This window comes from Bordetella tumbae (assembly GCF_054780995.1).
Genome location: NZ_BAAGVG010000020.1, coordinates 148724 through 165815, shown reverse-complemented (window position 1 = coordinate 165815; position 17092 = coordinate 148724). Strand labels below are relative to the sequence as shown.

The window sequence follows — 17092 nt, the reverse complement described above, 5'->3', positions numbered from 1 at the left end:
GCACACACGCGAATCGCTATCGGTCCGGGCATGCAACGGGGTGGCGTGGTGCTTGGTTGGAAGATCTGCGTGGCTAGAGTTGTTGCATGCGATGATGATGCCTACCTCATCTCTATGCATGGCGAGAACGTCGCTCGAGAGATCTTTTGTTTATCTCCAACGCCAAAGCTTTCGCATGCAGATCACGAACGCTATGCATAGGCGCGCCCGTAGGCGCCTATGCATAGCCGCCCTGCAAAATATTCGTCCTTGCAAAAATCAGTGCCTACGAAGCCTACGTAGACCGCTCGTGCCAGCGACGAGGGAATCAGAGACGATGCGAGTCGAAGCGGGGCAGTGACCGTGTTGGCGCGCCTCGTGGCTGAGCGAGTGGATACCGAAGGCAGCGCGAAGGCGCGGACGAGGTGAACGAAGCGGTGTCGGCCGCGCAGGCGGCCGAGCAGCCACGTGAAGCGCCAACACGGTCACTGCCCCGCTTCGACGTCCAATAGCACTCGATCCCCCGCCCTACCAGCGCGCCAACGTCCAATAGCACTAGCCCCCCAAACCTGCCCACGATCCCGACCTATCTCATCACTCGACCTTGATCCCCGCATCCTTGATAACCTTACTCCACTTAGCAAGCTCAGCTTGTATGAACGCCCCGAACTCCTCCGGCGTACCCGGTTTGGGCTCCGCCCCTGCAGCCAGCATACTTTTGACGGTATCAGGATTGTTCAACACTTTCTGCATATCGGCGTTCACGCGCTTGACAATATCGGCAGGCGTACTTGAGGGCGCCAGCATGCCGCTCCAGGAATAGGCTTCGTAGCCGGGCACGCCCGACGACGCGATGGTGGGAATACCTGGGAACAACGCAGAAGGCTCGGGATTACCTACACCCAATGCACGAATTTTCCCGCCCGATAAATGCGGCATGGCGGATGGACCATCGGCGAACATGACCTGGACTTGTCCCCCAAGCAGGTCCTGCATCGCCGGCGCACTGCCACGATAAGGCACATGCTGCAGGCGCGTACCAGTCATGCTGTTAAAGAGTTCACCCGCGAGGTGAGTGCCACCGCCGGTGCCAGACGAGCCGAACGACAGCTTTCCTGGATTTTTCTTGGCATAGGCAATGAGTTCCTTGACACTTTTGACGGGCAAAGACTCATGCACAACCAGCACGATCGGAAATACCGCGCCCATACCCACAGGCACAAAATCCGCAGTGATGTCGTAGCTCAGGTTACCGCGCAGGCTGGGCAATACGGTGTGATGGATCGAAGCAAAGAAATAGTGATACCCATCCGCAGGAGCCTTGGCCGCGGCTTGCGCGCCGACGATGCCGCCCGCGCCCGCCTTGTTGTCCACGACCGTCGGCGTCTTCCACATCGCGCCCAGAGGCGTTGCGATGAAACGGGCTGTTGTATCGACCGGGCCACCGGCGGGGAATGGCACAATGAAATTGACGGGATGATCAGGCCACGAGGCAGCGCGAACAGAGAACGGCATAGTCGCGGCAGCGCAGGCTGCCCCCAGCCCCGCCAGCAGGCGGCGGCGTTGCGGATCGTGCATGAGTATGTCTCCGGTTTTTTGTCTGTGCGCACAAGCGCTGTGCCTTGTGCAGTGCTCGTATTATTTGCGCACAGGTGCCGGCTTGCCGATTCTTTTTTGCCGAAGCCCCTGTTCAGCAGCGGCAACCATCCGGCCGGGCGTCAGGCATTGCGCGCTGCCACCCGCACATGCTCGATGAAGTCTTCCACAAAACGCGGCAGATCGCGGCCGCGTTGCCGGCACAATAAACGGTCGCGCTGTGCCCAGGCGTCCTTCAGGCGCAGGACATGCAATGCCTGGGGCCGGCTGTAGCGCGCCGCGCAGGCCCTGGGCACTACGGCGATCCCAGCCCCTGCCTCGACCATGCGGCACACAGCCTCGAAACTGCCCACGTGTACCCGTTGACACAACCGTTTTCCCAAACCCAGCGCGATGTCCTCCAGGAAGGTCTGAATCGCACTGTTGGGATGAATGCCGACGAACTGATAGGCATCGATCACATCGACAAAATTGGCAGACTCCAGTTGCGCCAAGGGATGTTTCAATGATGTCACGACGGCCAGTTCATCACGGAACAGGGGCATCACGTCCAGCCCCTCGACATCGATATTGCCCGCCACGATCCCCAGGTCCGCCGTTCCGGCGCGAATGGCCAACACGATATCGCCGGAGATTTTTTCCTCCAGCTCGATATCCACATCCGGGTTTTCAGCCAGAAAGGTCGACATGGCATCGGCCAGAAAAGAATTCGTCGCCGTCGTGTTGGCGAGCAATCGTAACCGTCCCTTGATACCACTGGAATACGGCTGTAAATCGGCATTCAGGCACTCCAGCTGACGAAATACTGCGTGGGCGTGCTTGAGCAGGACTTCGCCCGCCGGCGTCAGGGCGACACCTGTCGCCTGGCGCACCAGCAATCGCGCCTTGAACGCTTCTTCCATGTTCTTGATGCGCGCACTGGCCGCAGGCAGCGACAGAAAGGTGCGCTCGGCCGCACGGGTCAGATTCAGGGTTTCGCCTACGTTCACGAATAAACGCAGATCGGTCAGGTCGTGTCTCATGTTCCGCCAAGCAAAAGGGGGGTGTCTTTAATTTTGAATTCCGCTGGCCCGACTTGAAATCTACCATGCACAGAGTCGGGTGTCCCAAACAGGCGTGCGATTCGCGTGCATCTGTCTAGCGAAGCGGCCCCAGCCCCAAAGGAGAATGGATTATGAGCGGTATGGTTGCAGGAAAAGTCGTCGTCGTCACCGGCGCGGGCGGCGGGATCGGGCGCAGTGTCGCCCTGGCGATGGCTGCGGCAGGCGCAAAAGTCGTGGTCAATGACATCGGGGTATCTCTGCAGGGCGAAGGCGGCGGGGACGGCCCCGCTCAGGCCGTGGTCAAGGAAATCCAGGCCGCCGGCGGACAAGCCTGCCCCAGCACAGACAGCGTCGCGAGCTACGAGGGCGCTCACAACATCATCAAGACAGCGGTCGATGCCTTTGGGCGCATTGATGCCGTGGTCAACAACGCAGGCAATCTGCGCGACCGCGTGTTTCACAAGATGAGTGAAGAAGAATGGCGCCAGGTGCTGGATGTGCATTTGAATGGCTCGTTCTACATGAGCCGTGCCGCGGCACCCTATTTTCGCGAACAGGAATCCGGCGCGCTGGTGCATATGACCTCGACATCCGGACTGATCGGCAATTTTGGGCAGGCCAACTATGCGGCAGCCAAGCTCGGCATCGTCGCACTGTCCAAGTCCATCGCGCTGGATATGGCACGCTATCACGTGCGATCAAATTGCATTGCACCATTTGCCTGGAGCCGCATGACCAGTTCCATTCCCGCAGAGACCGAAGCCGAAAAAGCCCGCGTCGAAAAGCTGAAAAAAATGGAAGCCGGCAAAGTTGCTCCTCTCGCGGTGTACCTGGTCAGCGACACCGCCAGCGAAGTGACGGCGCAGATTTTTGCCGTACGAGCCAATGAAATCATGCTGATGAGCCAGCCTCGCCCGCTGCGCACCGTGCACTACAGCGAAGGCTGGACCCCGGAATTGATTGGCGATATCGCGATTCCCGCGATGCGCAAACATTTCTATGCGCTGGAACGTTCGCCTGACGTCATCGACTGGGACCCCATCTGAGAGAGCCGCCATGCCCTTGGATTATCAAACCATCAAGAACTGGCAATTCGCCGACATCCACCACCGTTACGAGGACAAGGACACGATTCTGTACGCGCTGGGCATCGGTCTGGGGGCAGACCCCATGGACGCTGCGCAGTTGCGCTATGTCTATGAACAGGATCTTCAAACCATCCCCACCCTGGCCACCGTGCTGGGGCATCCCGGTTTCTGGATGAATGACCCTCGCACCGGGATCGATTGGGTCAGGCTGGTACACGGCGAACAGCGTCTGCAATTGCACGCGCCACTACCTGCCAGCGGTACCGTGATCGGCAAGAGCCGCATCACGCATGTCATCGATAAAGGCGCCGACAAGGGTGCGCTGGTGGTCACCGAACGCACGCTGCATGACGATCAAGGCCTGCATTTGGCGACCTTGCAGCAGATCACGTTCTGCCGTGGCGATGGCGGTTTTGGGCAGGGCGACGAAGCGCTGCCGCCCTTGCCCGCCGCGCCAGCACGCACGCCGGACCGATCGTGCCAACTATCGGTTGCCCCCAACGCAGCACTGCTGTACCGGCTGAATGCCGACCGCAACCCGCTGCATGCCGACCCTGCAGTCGCCAGCAAGGCCGGTTACCCGCAGCCTATTCTGCACGGCCTGTGTACCTACGGCATGGCGGCACACGCCATCATCAAGACCTGCTGCGACTACGACGCGTCGCGATTGACCGGTTTGAACGCCCGATTCTCGTCCCCCGTCTTCCCGGGCGAAACCTTGCAGTGCGACATATGGCAGGACACGAGCAATGCATTGCAATTCGTCGTGCGTGCCGTCGACCGAGACGTCGTGGTGATGAGCCACGGCACTGCCACGCTTTCTCCATAAACGCGGCTTGCCGCAACAAGGTTCTTATTGTCATGCAGCATCGTCCCCCGCCTCTGGAAGGCATCCGCGTACTCGATCTCAGCCGTATCCTGGCCGGCCCCTGGTGCACCCAGAACCTAGCGGATCTGGGTGCAGACGTGATCAAGGTCGAACGTCCCGCCACCGGTGACGACACGCGTCACTGGGGTCCACCCTATCTGAAAGACGGCCAAGGCAAGGACACGTCCGAGGCGGCCTACTATCTGAGCACCAATCGCAACAAACGCTCGCTGGAAGCCGATATCGCCAGCCCTGAAGGCGCGGCACTCATCCGCGAGCTCGTCACTCATTGCGACATTCTGGTCGAAAACTTCAAGGTCGGGGGCTTGCGCAAATACGACCTGGACTACGACAGCCTGAATGCCCTGAATCCACGCCTGATCTATTGCTCGGTCACTGGTTTTGGCCAGGACGGCCCCTGCGCCACATTGCCCGGCTACGATTTCATGATCCAGGGGCTGGGTGGCCTGATGAGCATTACCGGTGAGCGCGATGACCTGCCCGGCGGCGGTCCTCAGAAAGCGGGTGTGGCTGTCACAGACATCATCACGGGGATGTACGCTACGGTCGCCATTTTGGCAGCCATTCAAGAACGGCATCGCAGCGGCTTGGGCCAGCAGCTGGACATCGCGCTGCTGGATTGTCACGTCGCCATGCTGGCGAACCAGAACTCCAACTATTTCACGTCGGGTAATGCGCCAACGCGTGCAGGCAATGCCCATCAGAATGTCGTGCCCTATCAGGTCTTTGCCGCCAGCGACGGCCACCTGATCGTCGCAACAGGCAACGAATCGCAATACCGCGCCTATTGCAAAGCCATCGGCGTGCCCGAACTGGGGGACGATCCCCGCTTTGCGACGAATCGGTTGAGAGTCACCAATCGGGATGTTCTGGTCGCCCTGTTGAGCGACATCATGAAACAAGGTCCGCGCGACGAATGGATCAGCAAGCTGGAGGCTGCGGGCGTGCCTTGCGGCCCCATCAACAACATCGCGCAAACTTTTGCTCATCCGCAAGCACAAGCACGTCAACTGCGTCGAGAACTGCCGCACCCTTTGGGTGGCACGGCGTCCGTGACAGCCAGCCCGCTGCGGTTTTCCGCGTCGCCTGTGGTGTATCGCAATGCACCGCCCATGCTGGGCCAGCATACGCAGGAAATCCTGCAGGAGATCCTCGGTAAAACGGCTTGAACGCATTGACGATCCGATGACCGGGGAAAACCCGCGGTTAAGCAAATCCGAATAGTGCCGCCGATCCAGAATAGCTAGCATTTTTCGAGCCGTGAATCAGGTTGATCATGATGTTGCGGCACACAAAAAATCCTGACGCCGCATCTTGGCTTGCCGCTTTCCAAAGCAGCATTCGGCCTGCAGGCGGCTTTGAGGCAGAAAATCACGACATCTATCGTGGGAGACAACGCATGAAAAAGCTGCTTGCCGGTTTGGCCCTGTGCCAAGGCCTGTCCCTGACATCGCTGGCCACCGCGGCCGATCTGACGATAGGAGGCCTGCTGCCCATGAGCGGCAGCAACGCCGAATATGGACAGATATTCAGCTCGGGCGCCAACCTGGCCGTTGAACACATCAATGCGTCCAAGATGCTGTCCGGCAAGCTCTCCATCGTGTACGAAGACAGCCAGGCACTGCCCATGCAAGGCGTCATCGGCATGAACAAACTGGTCAACGTCGCAAAAGTGCCCTTCGTGCTGAGCGCGTTTACCGGCGTGTCCAAAGCCATCGCCCCCGTTGGCACGCGCAGCAAAACCGTGATGGTCAACGGCGGCGGTGTAGGCCCCGACCTGGCAGACCTGGGCGAGTACTTCTGGAACACGATTCCTCTGGCCAACTTCGAGGTACGCGCCATCGTGCCGTATCTGGTCAAAGATCGTCAGTTCAAGCGCATTGCCCTGATCTATGTCGACGATCCGTTGGGCCAAGCCGTCGTCAAGGAATTGGGCACAGAGCTAGGCAAAGCCGGAGGCGAATTGGCTGGCAGTTTCTCGGTACCTGCCACCTCGCAGCAGTTTTCAGGTATCGCTGCACGCGTGCGTGATGTCAAACCCGACGCGGTTTATATCGCCTCGTATGGCAGCCAGCAAGGGCAGATCGTCAAGCAACTGCGCGATAACGGCGTCACGCAGCAACTGGTCAGCTATTCTGCATTCGCCATTCCCTCGACGCTGTCCCTGCCCGAAGCCAAAGGCGCGATTTTCACCAGCCAGAAGGTGGACTGGGAGAAATCCGACGACATCACGCGCCGCATGCTGGACGACTATAAAAAGCAGTATGGCAAAGCCCCCAACATGTATGTCCTGAACTACTACAACGCCGTGCGCACCTTTGCCGTGCTGGCCGCAGCGCTGGAAAAAGCCGGTAAGCCCATCACTGGCGAGAACCTGCTGGCGCAGCGCAAGGCGACCCCCTCTTTTGATTTCGTGGGCGCCACCGTCTCGTTCGCGGATAACGGCACCATCAAGGCTCCTATCCAGATCAATGAGATCGGCGAGAACGGCACCAAGCCCATCGCCGACGCCGCGCCCTGACCCCGTCCCATAGAGAGGTGGCTATCGTATGTTGTTTGTCCAGCTCTTCATCAACGGGATACAGACAGGTGCCCTGTATGCCCTGATCGCGGCCGGGTTTTCGCTGATCTTCGGCACGACCCGGGTCTTTCACGTCGCCCACGGCGCCACATTCACGCTGGCAGGCTTTATTTTTTACGAGTGCTATACGGTGCTGGGCTGGATGTGGCCATTGGCTGCGGTGGCCGCGGGTCTGGCGGCGGCCTTGTTCGGCGTGTTGGTGGACCGCTATATCTACGCCGTCATCCAGCGGCACGAGGGTGCGTTTTTTACCGTGTTTGTCGCCTCGTTCGGCGTTGCGATCGTGGCACAGAATCTGATCACCATCGGGTTCGGCCGGGGTCTGGTGACTGTGCCCACGCCGTTGAGCAAGAGCGTGGAATGGCTGCCGGGATTGTATGTCGCCCCTATGGCAGGGGTCGCAGTGCTATGCGCCATCGTCGCATTCGGCCTGCTGCAGTGGCTGCTGACCCGCACCAATCTGGGCCTGGCGCTGCGGGCGTTAGGCGAAAATTCCGCCCTGGTACGCGTCTATGGCCTGACACCGCGGCGGCTGTCGCAATACGTGTTCCTGATCGGCTCATTACTGGCCGTGCCGGCAGCGATCCTGACGGCGACGACATCGGGCCTGAATCCCTCGATGGGACATCACATCATGCTGATCAGCATCGCGGCCACCATAGTAGGCGGCGTCGGCAGCCTGCGCGGTGCGGCCGTGGCGGGATTGCTGTTAGGCATGGCCGAGAATCTGTCGCTCGCCTGGATCGATCCGCAGTGGAGCGAGGCGGTCACTTTTGTCGTGCTGTTCCTTTTCATCCTGTTCCGCCCCGGCGGTGTATTCGGGCGCGCAGTGACGTCGTGACAGTGGCACGCCGTAATCATGGTCTGACGATTCATTCAACGGAGCATCCATGCTGGCTTATCTGCAAAACATTGCCGTGCTCTTCTGCGTGAATGCCATGTTGGCAGTCACACTCAACTTCATCATGGGCTATGCCGGCATTTTCTCCCTGGCGCATGCGATTTTTTTCGGGGTTGGCGCTTATACCGCAGCGAATGTGGCGATGCACTTCAGCGATTCGCTGTTGTTATGTACCGTCGCTGCCGTACTGGTGTCGGCCGTGCTGTCCATGGTCCTGGCCTTGCCGGCGTTACGCGTGCGGGGGGAATATTTTGTTGCCGCATCGCTGGGCCTGCAGGTCATCGGCGTCACGGTCTTTTCGGAATGGAAAGGCGTCACCGGCGGATTGGGGGGACTGGTGGGTATCCCCCCGCCCACGATTTTCGGCCACGCACTGAGCACGCCTGCCGAGTTCCTCGCCTTGGCCATCGCGGGGTTGATCGCCGTTTTACTCATCACCACCGCCCTGTTACGCGGCAGCTTTGGCCGCAGCTTGATGGCCATCCGCGATAGCGAATCCGCAGCGCAATCGGCGGGCAAATGGGTCGCCGCCATCAAAACCCTTTCTGTCGCCGTCTCTGCCGGATTGGCCGCCGTCGCTGGCGTCATCTACGCGTTCTACATGAGTTTCGTCAATGTCGAAGGATTCATGCTGGAAACCTCGATCCTGTTGATGGCCATGGTCATTATTGGCGGCACAGGCACCGTGTTTGGCCCCATCATTGGTACCGCGCTGTTGATGGTGCTGCCTGCCGCGTTGACGTATCTGCCCTTCCTGCCGCCTGCGGAACTCGGCACGATACAGCAGATCGTGTATGGCGCAGTCATGGTGTTGTTGATGATGTATCGCCCAGGCGGATTGGTGGGCGGACGCCGCAAAGGGGGCCAAGCATGAGTGCCGCCATGTCTGCATCCACGCAGTCATCCGAACATGCGATGAGCACGGCATCCTCTCCTGCCCTGCTGCAATTACAGGGACTGTCCAAGCGATTCGGCGGCCTGCAAGCCATCACCGATGTATCGATGGACCTGCCCGCGGGCCTCATTACGACGCTGGTCGGCCCGAACGGCGCGGGCAAGACCACGCTCTTTAACATGATCACGGGACACTTGGTACCGAGCGCCGGGACCGTCTATCTGCACGGCAAGCCGCTCGACAAGCTGGCGCCGTGGCAGATCGCCCGCCTCGGCGTCGGCCGGACGTTTCAGGACTTGCGGCTCTTTACTCAGATGAGCGTGATGGAGAACGTCACGACCGTCACCGAACGCAGCAGCTGGTTGTGGCAGCACCGCACAGATCCCCAACGTATTGAATCCATTTTGAACGAGTCCGGACTCTGGAATAAACGGCACGAGCGCGCGGCGGATCTGGCGTATGCCGAGCGCAAATTCCTGAGCCTGGCGCGCTTGATGGCCAGTGGCGCATCGCTCTGGCTGCTGGACGAACCGGCCTCGGGCCTGGACCCGCGCTCCTTTGATCGTTTCGTCGCCTTGCTGCGCGACTATGCTACGCGCGGCATCACCATTTGCATCATCGAGCACAATCTGGATCTGGTGACGCAGCTGTCTGATCAATTGGCCTTTTTGGATCAGGGCAAATTGCTGGCGTGCGGCGATCCGGCAGCCATTCTGCAGGATCCCGCCTTGGCTGCGATTTACTTCGGAGAGCGAGCATGAGTGCCTCCCCCCCGATCCTGGAAACCCGCGGCTTGCGTGCAGGCTATGGCGAGCGGCCCGTTCTCGAAGGCATCGATGTGCATCTGCATGCCAACGAAGTGCTCTGCCTGATCGGACACAACGGCGCGGGCAAATCCACGTTGCTCAAGACTTTATTCGGCCTGCTGGACCCGGAAGATGGCCAGGTGCTGTTGGACGGGACGCCCATGCATAGACCCGACGCACGCCGTCTGACGGATGCGGGCATCTCCATGGTGCCCGAAGGGCGCGGCATTTTCCCGGGGCTGACCGTCGCCGAGACCATGCGGTTGGGGCTATGGTCCGCAGGCGTTCCGAAGGGCGAACACGCGGCACGGTTGGATTGGGTCATGCAAGTCCTGCCCGCCTTGCGCAAGTTCTACAGCCAACGCGCCGGCACGCTCTCTGGCGGCCAACAACAGATGGTGTCGTTAGGCCGCGCCCTGCTCAGCCAACCGCGCTGCCTGTTGTTGGACGAGCCCTCGATTGGACTGGCGCCCAAGCTGTTTCAAGACTTGATGGGTCCGATTCGCGCGCTGCAACAGCAACGCGGCATGGCCATCTTGATCGTTGAACAGAATGTCCGCGAGGCCTTGAAAATCGCCGATCGCGTCATCGTCATGAAATCGGGCACCCTGATCCGCGCTGGCGTACCCGCCGATTTTTCCGACAATGCCAGTCTGATGGAACTGTATTGATGTCTGCCGCTGACACGCCAGCGCCTGTACGCCTGGCCGATTTATATATTCCGCATTTACAGGCCCGCCCTGACGACATCGCGCTGATCGACGAGGCCGGCCCTCTGAGCTATCGCGAATTCGATGCGTTGTGCCTGCGCACTGCGCAGTGGCTGGCGGCGCAGGGTATTCGGGCCGGCGACTGCGTAGCAGTATGGCTGGTCAACCGCCGGGAATGGCTGGCGCTGCTATTCGGTCTCGCCCGGTTGGATGCCACATTGGTCGCCATCAACACGCGCTATCGCAGCAGTGAGCTCGAGTACATTCTGACGCGCTCCAAAGCGCGCATGCTGCTGATGCAGCCTTCGTTTCGGAAAATCGACTTTCCCGAGGTCCTGGCAGACATCGCGCCCGATGCGCTGCCGGATCTCGAGTGTATTGCGTTACTCGATGCCCCCACTGATACACCGGATACGGTGCTGGACCGGCGCACCGTGGCGTTTTCACCCGATGCGCCAACACGGTTTCTGCAAACGCCAGATATCGCTAGCGGAGCATCCCAACCATCGCATCCGGTGATCCTGTTCACCACATCGGGCACCACCAAGGGCCCCAAACTGGTGATGCATAGCGCTGCAACCCTCTATGCACACAGCACCTGCGTCGCCGATGCATACGGGTTTCACGAAGCCGGCACGCGATTGCTGGCTGCATTGCCGCTGTGCGGCGTGTTCGGCCTGAACGGTGTGTTGGCGGCGCTACGGGCGGGTGCGCCCGTCATCATGATGGATCTGTTCGATGCGCCGCGGGCTGCACAGACCTTGCGTGACGAACGCATCACGCATTTGTTCGGCAGCGACGAAATGCTGCGGCGTATTGCCGACGAAGCCGCGGAAACGCGGCCCTTTCCCCATGCCCGGGTATTCGGATTCGCCTCTTTCAGCCCAGGGGCTGCCGCACTCGTTGATTCCCTGCAGCAACGCGGTTTTCCGTTGCAAGGGTTATACGGTTCTAGCGAGGTACAAGCGCTATTCTCTCTGCAAGATGCCGACTTGCCGGTCGAGGAGCGGGCCCTGGGAGGCGGCAGGCCAGCCGCAGACCAGGCGGCTCATCTGCGCATTCGTCATCCCGATACCGGCGACTTATGTCCATTGGGCGAGCCCGGTGAAATAGAAATCCGTGCGCCCGGTAATTTCCTGGGTTATCTGGACAATCCGGAGGCGACCGCCCAGGCCATGACAGACGACGGATACTTTCGCACCGGAGACCTGGGCTACCTGCGCCCGGACGGCAGCTTTGTTTATCTCGCACGCATGGGCGACACGCTGCGGCTCGGCGGTTATCTGGTTGATCCTGCAGAAATCGAACATGCGCTAGCCCAACAGCCGGGCGTGCGCAATGCGCAAGTCGTCGGCATCTCGCTGGACGGCCAGCCCCGCGCAGCGGCCTTTGTGATCGCGGCCCCGGAGATCACAGCAGAGGATTTGCTCACATCATTGCGCACATCGCTGGCGCCTTTCAAAATCCCCGCGCGGTTGTGGCTGGTCGATACCTTTCCCACCGCAGCCAGCGCCAACGGCTTCAAGATTCAACGAGCGAGATTACGCCAAATGGCCGAAGAGCGACTGCACCTGGAGATGCGTTAACCGGGTCTTTCCGGGTATCCCAGGAACGACTTTTGACGAATTCCTTTGAGGCAACCGATGCACGACACTTCTTTATATTTCGAGGACTTCCACCCAGGCCAGACATTCGAAAGCGGCGGCCGCACACTGACCGAAGCCGACCTGACCATGTTTTCCATGGTATCCGGCGACTGGAATCCCATCCATGCCGATGCCGTCTATGCTGCCAGCACGCGCTATGGCCAACGATTGATACACGGTACGCTGGGCATTGCCATCGCGACCGGCATGATGCATGAACTGGGCATCTTTCACCGCTCGGTCGTTGCGATGCTGTCGCTGCGCGAATGGAAATTCGTCAAGCCTATCTTTGTCGGCGACACGCTGCATCTGGTGCTGGATATTCTGGCGGTCAACCCCGGCACCAGCACACGCGTGGGCGCGATTGACCGGCGTCTGCGGCTGGTGAATCAGAACGGCGAAACTGTACAGGATGGCAGCAGCGAGGTGCTGGTCCTCAAGAAGAAAAACTAAACGCCTGACCGCGGCCACCACCTGCAGCCCGTTCATGATCGTGCTGCGCCGCTAGGCGATGCATCACACGGAGAGCGTCACAATCCAAAGCGGGAAAACAGGCAGATTCACTCCTGTTTTCCCTGTCAACGCTCATTCCGTGACATTCGCCTCAACCAGTTTGGCCAGTTGCAGCAGCGATTCCTGCCATCCCAGATAGCACATTTCGGCGGGAATCATTTCTGGAATTCCCTCCTGCACGATATTCAGCTCGGTCCCGCACACGACCTGTTTCAGTGAAACCGTAACAGTCATTTCGCCGGGCAAATCGGCATTATCAAAGCTGTCCGTATAACGAATTTTCTCAAAGGGCACCAACTCCAGATATTCTCCGCCGAACGACTCGCTCTTACCCGTGCCGAAATTGCGGAAAGACATCTTGTGCGTGCCGCCGACCCGGGCATCGAGGTGATGCACCTCGCAGGTATATCCGTAGGGGGGCAGCCATTTAGCAGCAGCATCGGGCTCGAGAAAGGCTCGATAGACGCGCTCGGGGGTAGCACGCAAGACACGGTGTAGGCGAACGGTTCCGGTTGTCATGATGAGAGCTCCTTAGGGTTAACGCCCCCGCCGCGCCTGTGGCGGTGGTTCAAAACGGGGGATGTACTCCTACGACGAATCAGCTTTCCACAAATCGACAACGATCAGACTAGAGAAAACCCTGATCTGCCATGGCTCCAAGGCATAGTTGCCCAACGCAACCCCCTACCTGACAATAAGCTGACGCGTCACAGACGTGTCACGAAACCGCCCCACAATCCGGTGAACTGTTCAAAAATGGATCATCCGGGATCATGAAGAAACTACTGAGCGTCACGTTGATCGGCCTGGCCTGGGCCGCCGTCGCCCCCGCCACCGCCGCCGAATGCCCACATGGTGAGCTCGACAAGAAATTCTGCGACGCCAACGGCGACATGGTTGCCGACGCCCCCGCCAATCCCAAAGAATGGGTGGATCCCTCGACGCTGATTTTTGCCTACACCCCCGTCGAAGACCCGGAGGTCTATCGTAGCGTGTGGGACGATTTCCTGCGCCACATGGAAAAGACCACAGGCAAAAAGGTCCAGTTTTTCCCCGTGCAGTCCAATGCCGCGCAGCTCGAAGCCATGCGCGCCGGCCGCCTGCACGTCGCGGGCTTTAACACAGGCAGCAATCCGCTGGCCGTGAACTGCGCGGGCTTTGTGCCGTTCACCATGATGGCGGACAAACAAGGCGCCTACGGCTACGAGATGGAAATCATCGTCCCGGCCGATAGCAGCGCTCAAAAAATCGAGGATCTGAAAGGCAAGACGATCGCCTTCACCTCGCAGACGTCGAACTCGGGCTACAAAGCCCCCTCGGCCTTGCTGGCCAGCACCTACCACATGCAGGCAGACAAGGATTACAAGCCCGCGTTCTCGGGCAAGCATGACAACTCGGTCATCGGCGTTGCCAACAAGGATTACGACGCAGCAGCGGTGGCAAACTCGGTGATGAACCGCATGATCGCGCGCAACGCCGTGGACAAGACCAAGATCCGCAGCATCTACAAATCGCAGTCGTTCCCCACGACGGGCTACGGCTATGTCTATAACCTCAAGCCCGAACTGGCCGAGAAAGTCCGCGAATCGTTCACGACGTTCAACTGGGAAGGCACTGCGCTCCTGAAGGAATTCGGCAAGGCCGAACCCGCTCAGGAAGCCTTTATTCCCATTACGTACAAAGAACACTGGGCAGTCGTGCGCGAGATCGACAAGGCCATGAACGTGTCGTACACGTGCCAGTGAGCGGGCATTGTGCAATGACAGTCAGCGTTATGCGAGGCATCGGATGATACATGGCCGCGCCGACACCGATGCGCCTATGCTGGAGCTGCAAGGACTCGTCAAACGCTATCCCACTGGCGATCTGGCGTTGGATCACGTAGACCTGAACGTCCCCCGCGGACAGGTCCTGGCGTTGATCGGCCCATCCGGGGCAGGCAAAAGCACGTTGATCCGCTGCATCAACCGGCTGGTGGAGCCGTCAGGCGGCGATGTGCGCCTCGACGGCCGCAGCCTGCCCACGCAATCCGCACGCGAACTGCGGCGCACGCGCCGCCAGTTGGGCATGATTTTTCAAGAGTACGCATTAGTCGAACGCCTGACCGTCATGGAAAACGTATTGTCAGGCCGGCTCGGCTACACAGGATTCTGGCGCAGTTGGGCGCGCCGCTATCCGCAGGCTGATCTGGAGCAGGCGTTTTATTTACTGGACCGTGTAGGACTCACGGGCTTTGAAAACAAGCGTGCCGACGCATTGTCAGGCGGTCAACGGCAACGTGTCGGGATCGCACGCGCGCTGATGCAGGATCCACTGCTGTTGCTGGTAGATGAACCCACCGCCAGCCTGGACCCCAAGACCTCGCGTCAAATCATGCGGCTATTGTGCGAGATATGCCGTGAACGGGGCCTGTCGGCCATCATCAACATTCACGACGTGGCGCTGGCCACGCAATTTTCGGATCGCATCGTCGGGTTGCGCAAGGGACGCCTCGTTTATGACGGCCAGCCTGCCGGCCTCGTGCCGCAGGTATTGACCGACATCTACGGCATGGAAGACTGGCACGATGCGGGGTCCGAACACGATGCCGACGCCACGAGCGATGCCAGTGAGACACTGGCGGGGACGGCGTCGCTGCACGTCACGGCGGCGCCATCCGATACCGCCTCGTCCTCCCCGCGCAGCGATACGTTGTGCACGGCGCGGGCGACAGCATGAGCCCCGTGACGGCTAACGCCGCCTATTGCCCAACGCACGCCCAGGCAACCAGGACGCGTACGCAATGCGGCATAAACGTCGCAGCCGTTAGACAGTACGGAACCACCATCGCATCAGCACGATGAACACAACAACAGCATGGCGCAAGCCGCCATTCATCCGCTCCGCTCGCATGCGCATCCTGTTGTGGGTGCTTGCAGGGCTGTATCTCATCACCGCGCTGAATTCCGTCGCTATCGATTGGAGCCGCGTCGCCGAAGGATTGACACGCGGCTGGCGTTTTATCGCCGCCTTCGCGCACCCTGACTTTGTCAGTCGATGGCGCGAGATCAGCGAAGGCCTGATCGAAAGTCTCGCCATGACCATGACGTCAACGGCCCTGGGCGTATTGCTCAGCATCCCGATCGGCCTGGGCGCGGCGCGCAATATCAGCCCCACGCCGGTCTACGCCGTATGCCGCGGATTCATCGCGATTTCACGCGCCTTTCCCGAATTGATCATCGCCATTTTGCTGGTGAAAATGTTCGGCTTTGGGCCGTTGGCAGGCATGCTGACATTGACCATCGCCTCGATGGGTTTCCTCGGCAAGCTCCTTGCCGAGGAAATCGAAACGGCCGACCGATCGCAACTCGAGGCCATCCGCGCCACTGGCGCCGCATGGCCGCAATGGATAGTCTATGCCGTACAGCCGCAGGTCATGCCACGCCTGATCGGCCTGTCCATCTATCGTCTGGACATCAATTTCCGCGAAGCCGCCATCATCGGCATCGTCGGCGCGGGCGGTATCGGCGCGACGCTGAACACCTCATTCGATCGTTATGAATTCGAAACCGCCGCCGCCATCCTCCTGCTCATCATCGCCATCGTGATGCTGTGCGAATACGCATCGAGTCATGTGCGCAGGAGATTCCTGTGAGCACGCATAGCATTCGGTGGCGCCGCCAAACGCCCGCGCAGCAGCGCTGGTCGTGGCTGGTCTGGATGATCGGCGCGTTGGTTTTCGTCGTCAGTTGGAAGCAGGTATCGGACAACACGATCTGGGACTTTGCCTGGGATGCGCCGGTAGCGGGCTGGGACATGGTTTCGCGCATGTGGCCACCTCGCTGGAGCTATCTGCCGCAACTGTGGCAGCCCTTGTGGGATACGCTGAATATTGCCACGCTGGGCACAGCAATTGGCACATTGATAGCAATACCGATCGCATTCGCCGCCGCGCGCAATACGACACCCAGCCGCGCCCTGCTGCGCCCGCTAGCCTTGGCTATCATCGTCGCCTCGCGGTCAATCAACTCATTGATCTGGGCGATGCTGCTGGTCACGGTAGTCGGCCCTGGCGTATTGGCTGGCATCATTGCCATCGCCCTGCGTTCCGTGGGCTTCATCGGAAAACTCCTGTACGAAGCCATCGAAGAAATCGACGCCCGCCAGGTCGAGGCCATCACGGCCACCGGCGCCACATCACCACAAATCCTGGCCTATGGCGTCGTGCCCCAGGTCCTGCCCTCTCTGGTGAGCACCACGGTCTATCGCTGGGACATCAACATCCGCGAATCCACCGTGCTCGGCATTGTCGGCGCAGGCGGCATAGGCCTGCCGCTGGCCGCATCGGTAGACACGCTCGCCTGGCCGCAGGTCACCGTCATTTTCGCGGCCATACTCGGCACAGTGTTCCTGGCCGAATGGGTATCCCGCAAAGTACGGGCAGCATTAATCTGAGGTGGTGCTGA

At 60.0% G+C, this 17092-nt stretch carries 18 protein-coding genes; 15 read left to right on the top strand and 3 right to left on the bottom strand.

The annotated features are described in order from the left end of the window. On the top strand, nt 1-201 hold a 201-nt coding region (locus ACYVI2_RS21335), incomplete at its 5' end, for a hypothetical protein (RefSeq protein ID WP_460490349.1). Between the two features lie 372 nt (nt 202-573). Here the strand turns inward: ACYVI2_RS21335 and ACYVI2_RS21330 are convergent. Both ACYVI2_RS21330 and ACYVI2_RS21325 read right to left on the bottom strand, forming a co-directional pair. Next, on the bottom strand, nt 574-1557 hold the full coding sequence (locus tag ACYVI2_RS21330; protein WP_415822352.1) for a Bug family tripartite tricarboxylate transporter substrate binding protein: 984 nt from the start codon (nt 1555-1557) through the stop codon (nt 574-576). A 140-nt stretch (nt 1558-1697) separates the two neighbouring features. After that, on the bottom strand, nt 1698-2597 hold the full coding sequence (locus tag ACYVI2_RS21325) for a LysR family transcriptional regulator (RefSeq protein WP_415822353.1): 900 nt from the start codon (nt 2595-2597) through the stop codon (nt 1698-1700). 152 nt (nt 2598-2749) lie between these two features. Between ACYVI2_RS21325 and ACYVI2_RS21320 the strand changes: the two genes are divergently transcribed. The 10 genes from ACYVI2_RS21320 (at nt 2750) to ACYVI2_RS21275 (ending at nt 12587) form a co-directional block, all read left to right on the top strand. Beyond that, nucleotides 2750-3664: an SDR family NAD(P)-dependent oxidoreductase gene (locus ACYVI2_RS21320; RefSeq protein WP_415822354.1), complete on the top strand. Its 915-nt coding sequence runs from the start codon at nt 2750-2752 to the stop codon at nt 3662-3664. 10 nt (nt 3665-3674) lie between these two features. Beyond that, nucleotides 3675-4535 carry a MaoC/PaaZ C-terminal domain-containing protein gene (locus tag ACYVI2_RS21315; RefSeq protein WP_415822355.1) on the top strand — a complete coding sequence of 287 codons (861 nt, stop codon included), beginning with the start codon at nt 3675-3677 and terminating at the stop codon, nt 4533-4535. Nucleotides 4536-4567: 32 nt separating this feature from the next. Further along, the gene (locus tag ACYVI2_RS21310) at nt 4568-5764 is read left to right on the top strand and encodes a CaiB/BaiF CoA transferase family protein (protein ID WP_415822356.1); all 1197 of its coding nucleotides are present in this window, start codon (nt 4568-4570) and stop codon (nt 5762-5764) included. Nucleotides 5765-5994: 230 nt separating this feature from the next. After that, the gene (locus ACYVI2_RS21305) at nt 5995-7116 is read left to right on the top strand and encodes an ABC transporter substrate-binding protein (RefSeq protein ID WP_415822358.1); all 1122 of its coding nucleotides are present in this window, start codon (nt 5995-5997) and stop codon (nt 7114-7116) included. 28 nt (nt 7117-7144) lie between these two features. Next, nucleotides 7145-8017, top strand: coding sequence for a branched-chain amino acid ABC transporter permease (locus ACYVI2_RS21300; RefSeq protein ID WP_415822359.1), 873 nt, complete (start codon nt 7145-7147; stop codon nt 8015-8017). A gap of 49 nt (nt 8018-8066) precedes the next feature. Then, the gene (locus ACYVI2_RS21295; protein ID WP_415822360.1) at nt 8067-8951 is read left to right on the top strand and encodes a branched-chain amino acid ABC transporter permease; all 885 of its coding nucleotides are present in this window, start codon (nt 8067-8069) and stop codon (nt 8949-8951) included. Between the two features lie 8 nt (nt 8952-8959). Then, nucleotides 8960-9733, top strand: a complete 774-nt coding sequence (locus ACYVI2_RS21290) for an ABC transporter ATP-binding protein (RefSeq protein WP_415822361.1) — start codon at nt 8960-8962, stop codon at nt 9731-9733. Continuing rightward, the gene (locus tag ACYVI2_RS21285; RefSeq protein WP_415822363.1) at nt 9730-10449 is read left to right on the top strand and encodes an ABC transporter ATP-binding protein; all 720 of its coding nucleotides are present in this window, start codon (nt 9730-9732) and stop codon (nt 10447-10449) included. Before ACYVI2_RS21290 ends, ACYVI2_RS21285 begins: the two co-directional genes overlap by 4 nt. Then, entirely contained in the window at nt 10449-12074 is a 1626-nt protein-coding gene (locus tag ACYVI2_RS21280; RefSeq protein ID WP_415822364.1) for an AMP-binding protein, read from the top strand. Before ACYVI2_RS21285 ends, ACYVI2_RS21280 begins: the two co-directional genes overlap by 1 nt. 57 nt (nt 12075-12131) lie before the next feature. Further along, nucleotides 12132-12587 carry a MaoC/PaaZ C-terminal domain-containing protein gene (locus tag ACYVI2_RS21275; RefSeq protein WP_415822365.1) on the top strand — a complete coding sequence of 152 codons (456 nt, stop codon included), beginning with the start codon at nt 12132-12134 and terminating at the stop codon, nt 12585-12587. A gap of 132 nt (nt 12588-12719) precedes the next feature. Here ACYVI2_RS21275 and ACYVI2_RS21270 read toward each other — a convergent pair whose 3' ends face one another. Further along, entirely contained in the window at nt 12720-13166 is a 447-nt protein-coding gene (locus ACYVI2_RS21270) for an SRPBCC family protein (protein WP_415822367.1), read from the bottom strand. Nucleotides 13167-13420: 254 nt separating this feature from the next. Between ACYVI2_RS21270 and phnD the strand changes: the two genes are divergently transcribed. The 4 genes from phnD to phnE (ACYVI2_RS21250) all read left to right on the top strand — a co-directional run bounded on the left by phnD (nt 13421) and on the right by phnE (ACYVI2_RS21250) (nt 17081). Beyond that, entirely contained in the window at nt 13421-14392 is a 972-nt protein-coding gene (gene phnD / locus ACYVI2_RS21265; RefSeq protein ID WP_415822368.1) for a phosphate/phosphite/phosphonate ABC transporter substrate-binding protein, read from the top strand. A gap of 76 nt (nt 14393-14468) precedes the next feature. Then, complete coding sequence (gene phnC / locus ACYVI2_RS21260; protein WP_415822384.1) at nt 14469-15365, top strand: phosphonate ABC transporter ATP-binding protein; 897 nt, start codon at nt 14469-14471, stop codon at nt 15363-15365. A 121-nt stretch (nt 15366-15486) separates the two neighbouring features. Next, nucleotides 15487-16281, top strand: a complete 795-nt coding sequence (phnE, locus tag ACYVI2_RS21255) for a phosphonate ABC transporter, permease protein PhnE (RefSeq protein WP_415822370.1) — start codon at nt 15487-15489, stop codon at nt 16279-16281. Continuing rightward, the gene (gene phnE / locus ACYVI2_RS21250) at nt 16278-17081 is read left to right on the top strand and encodes a phosphonate ABC transporter, permease protein PhnE (RefSeq protein WP_415822372.1); all 804 of its coding nucleotides are present in this window, start codon (nt 16278-16280) and stop codon (nt 17079-17081) included. Before phnE (ACYVI2_RS21255) ends, phnE (ACYVI2_RS21250) begins: the two co-directional genes overlap by 4 nt. The last annotated feature ends 11 nt before the right edge of the window (nt 17082-17092 follow it).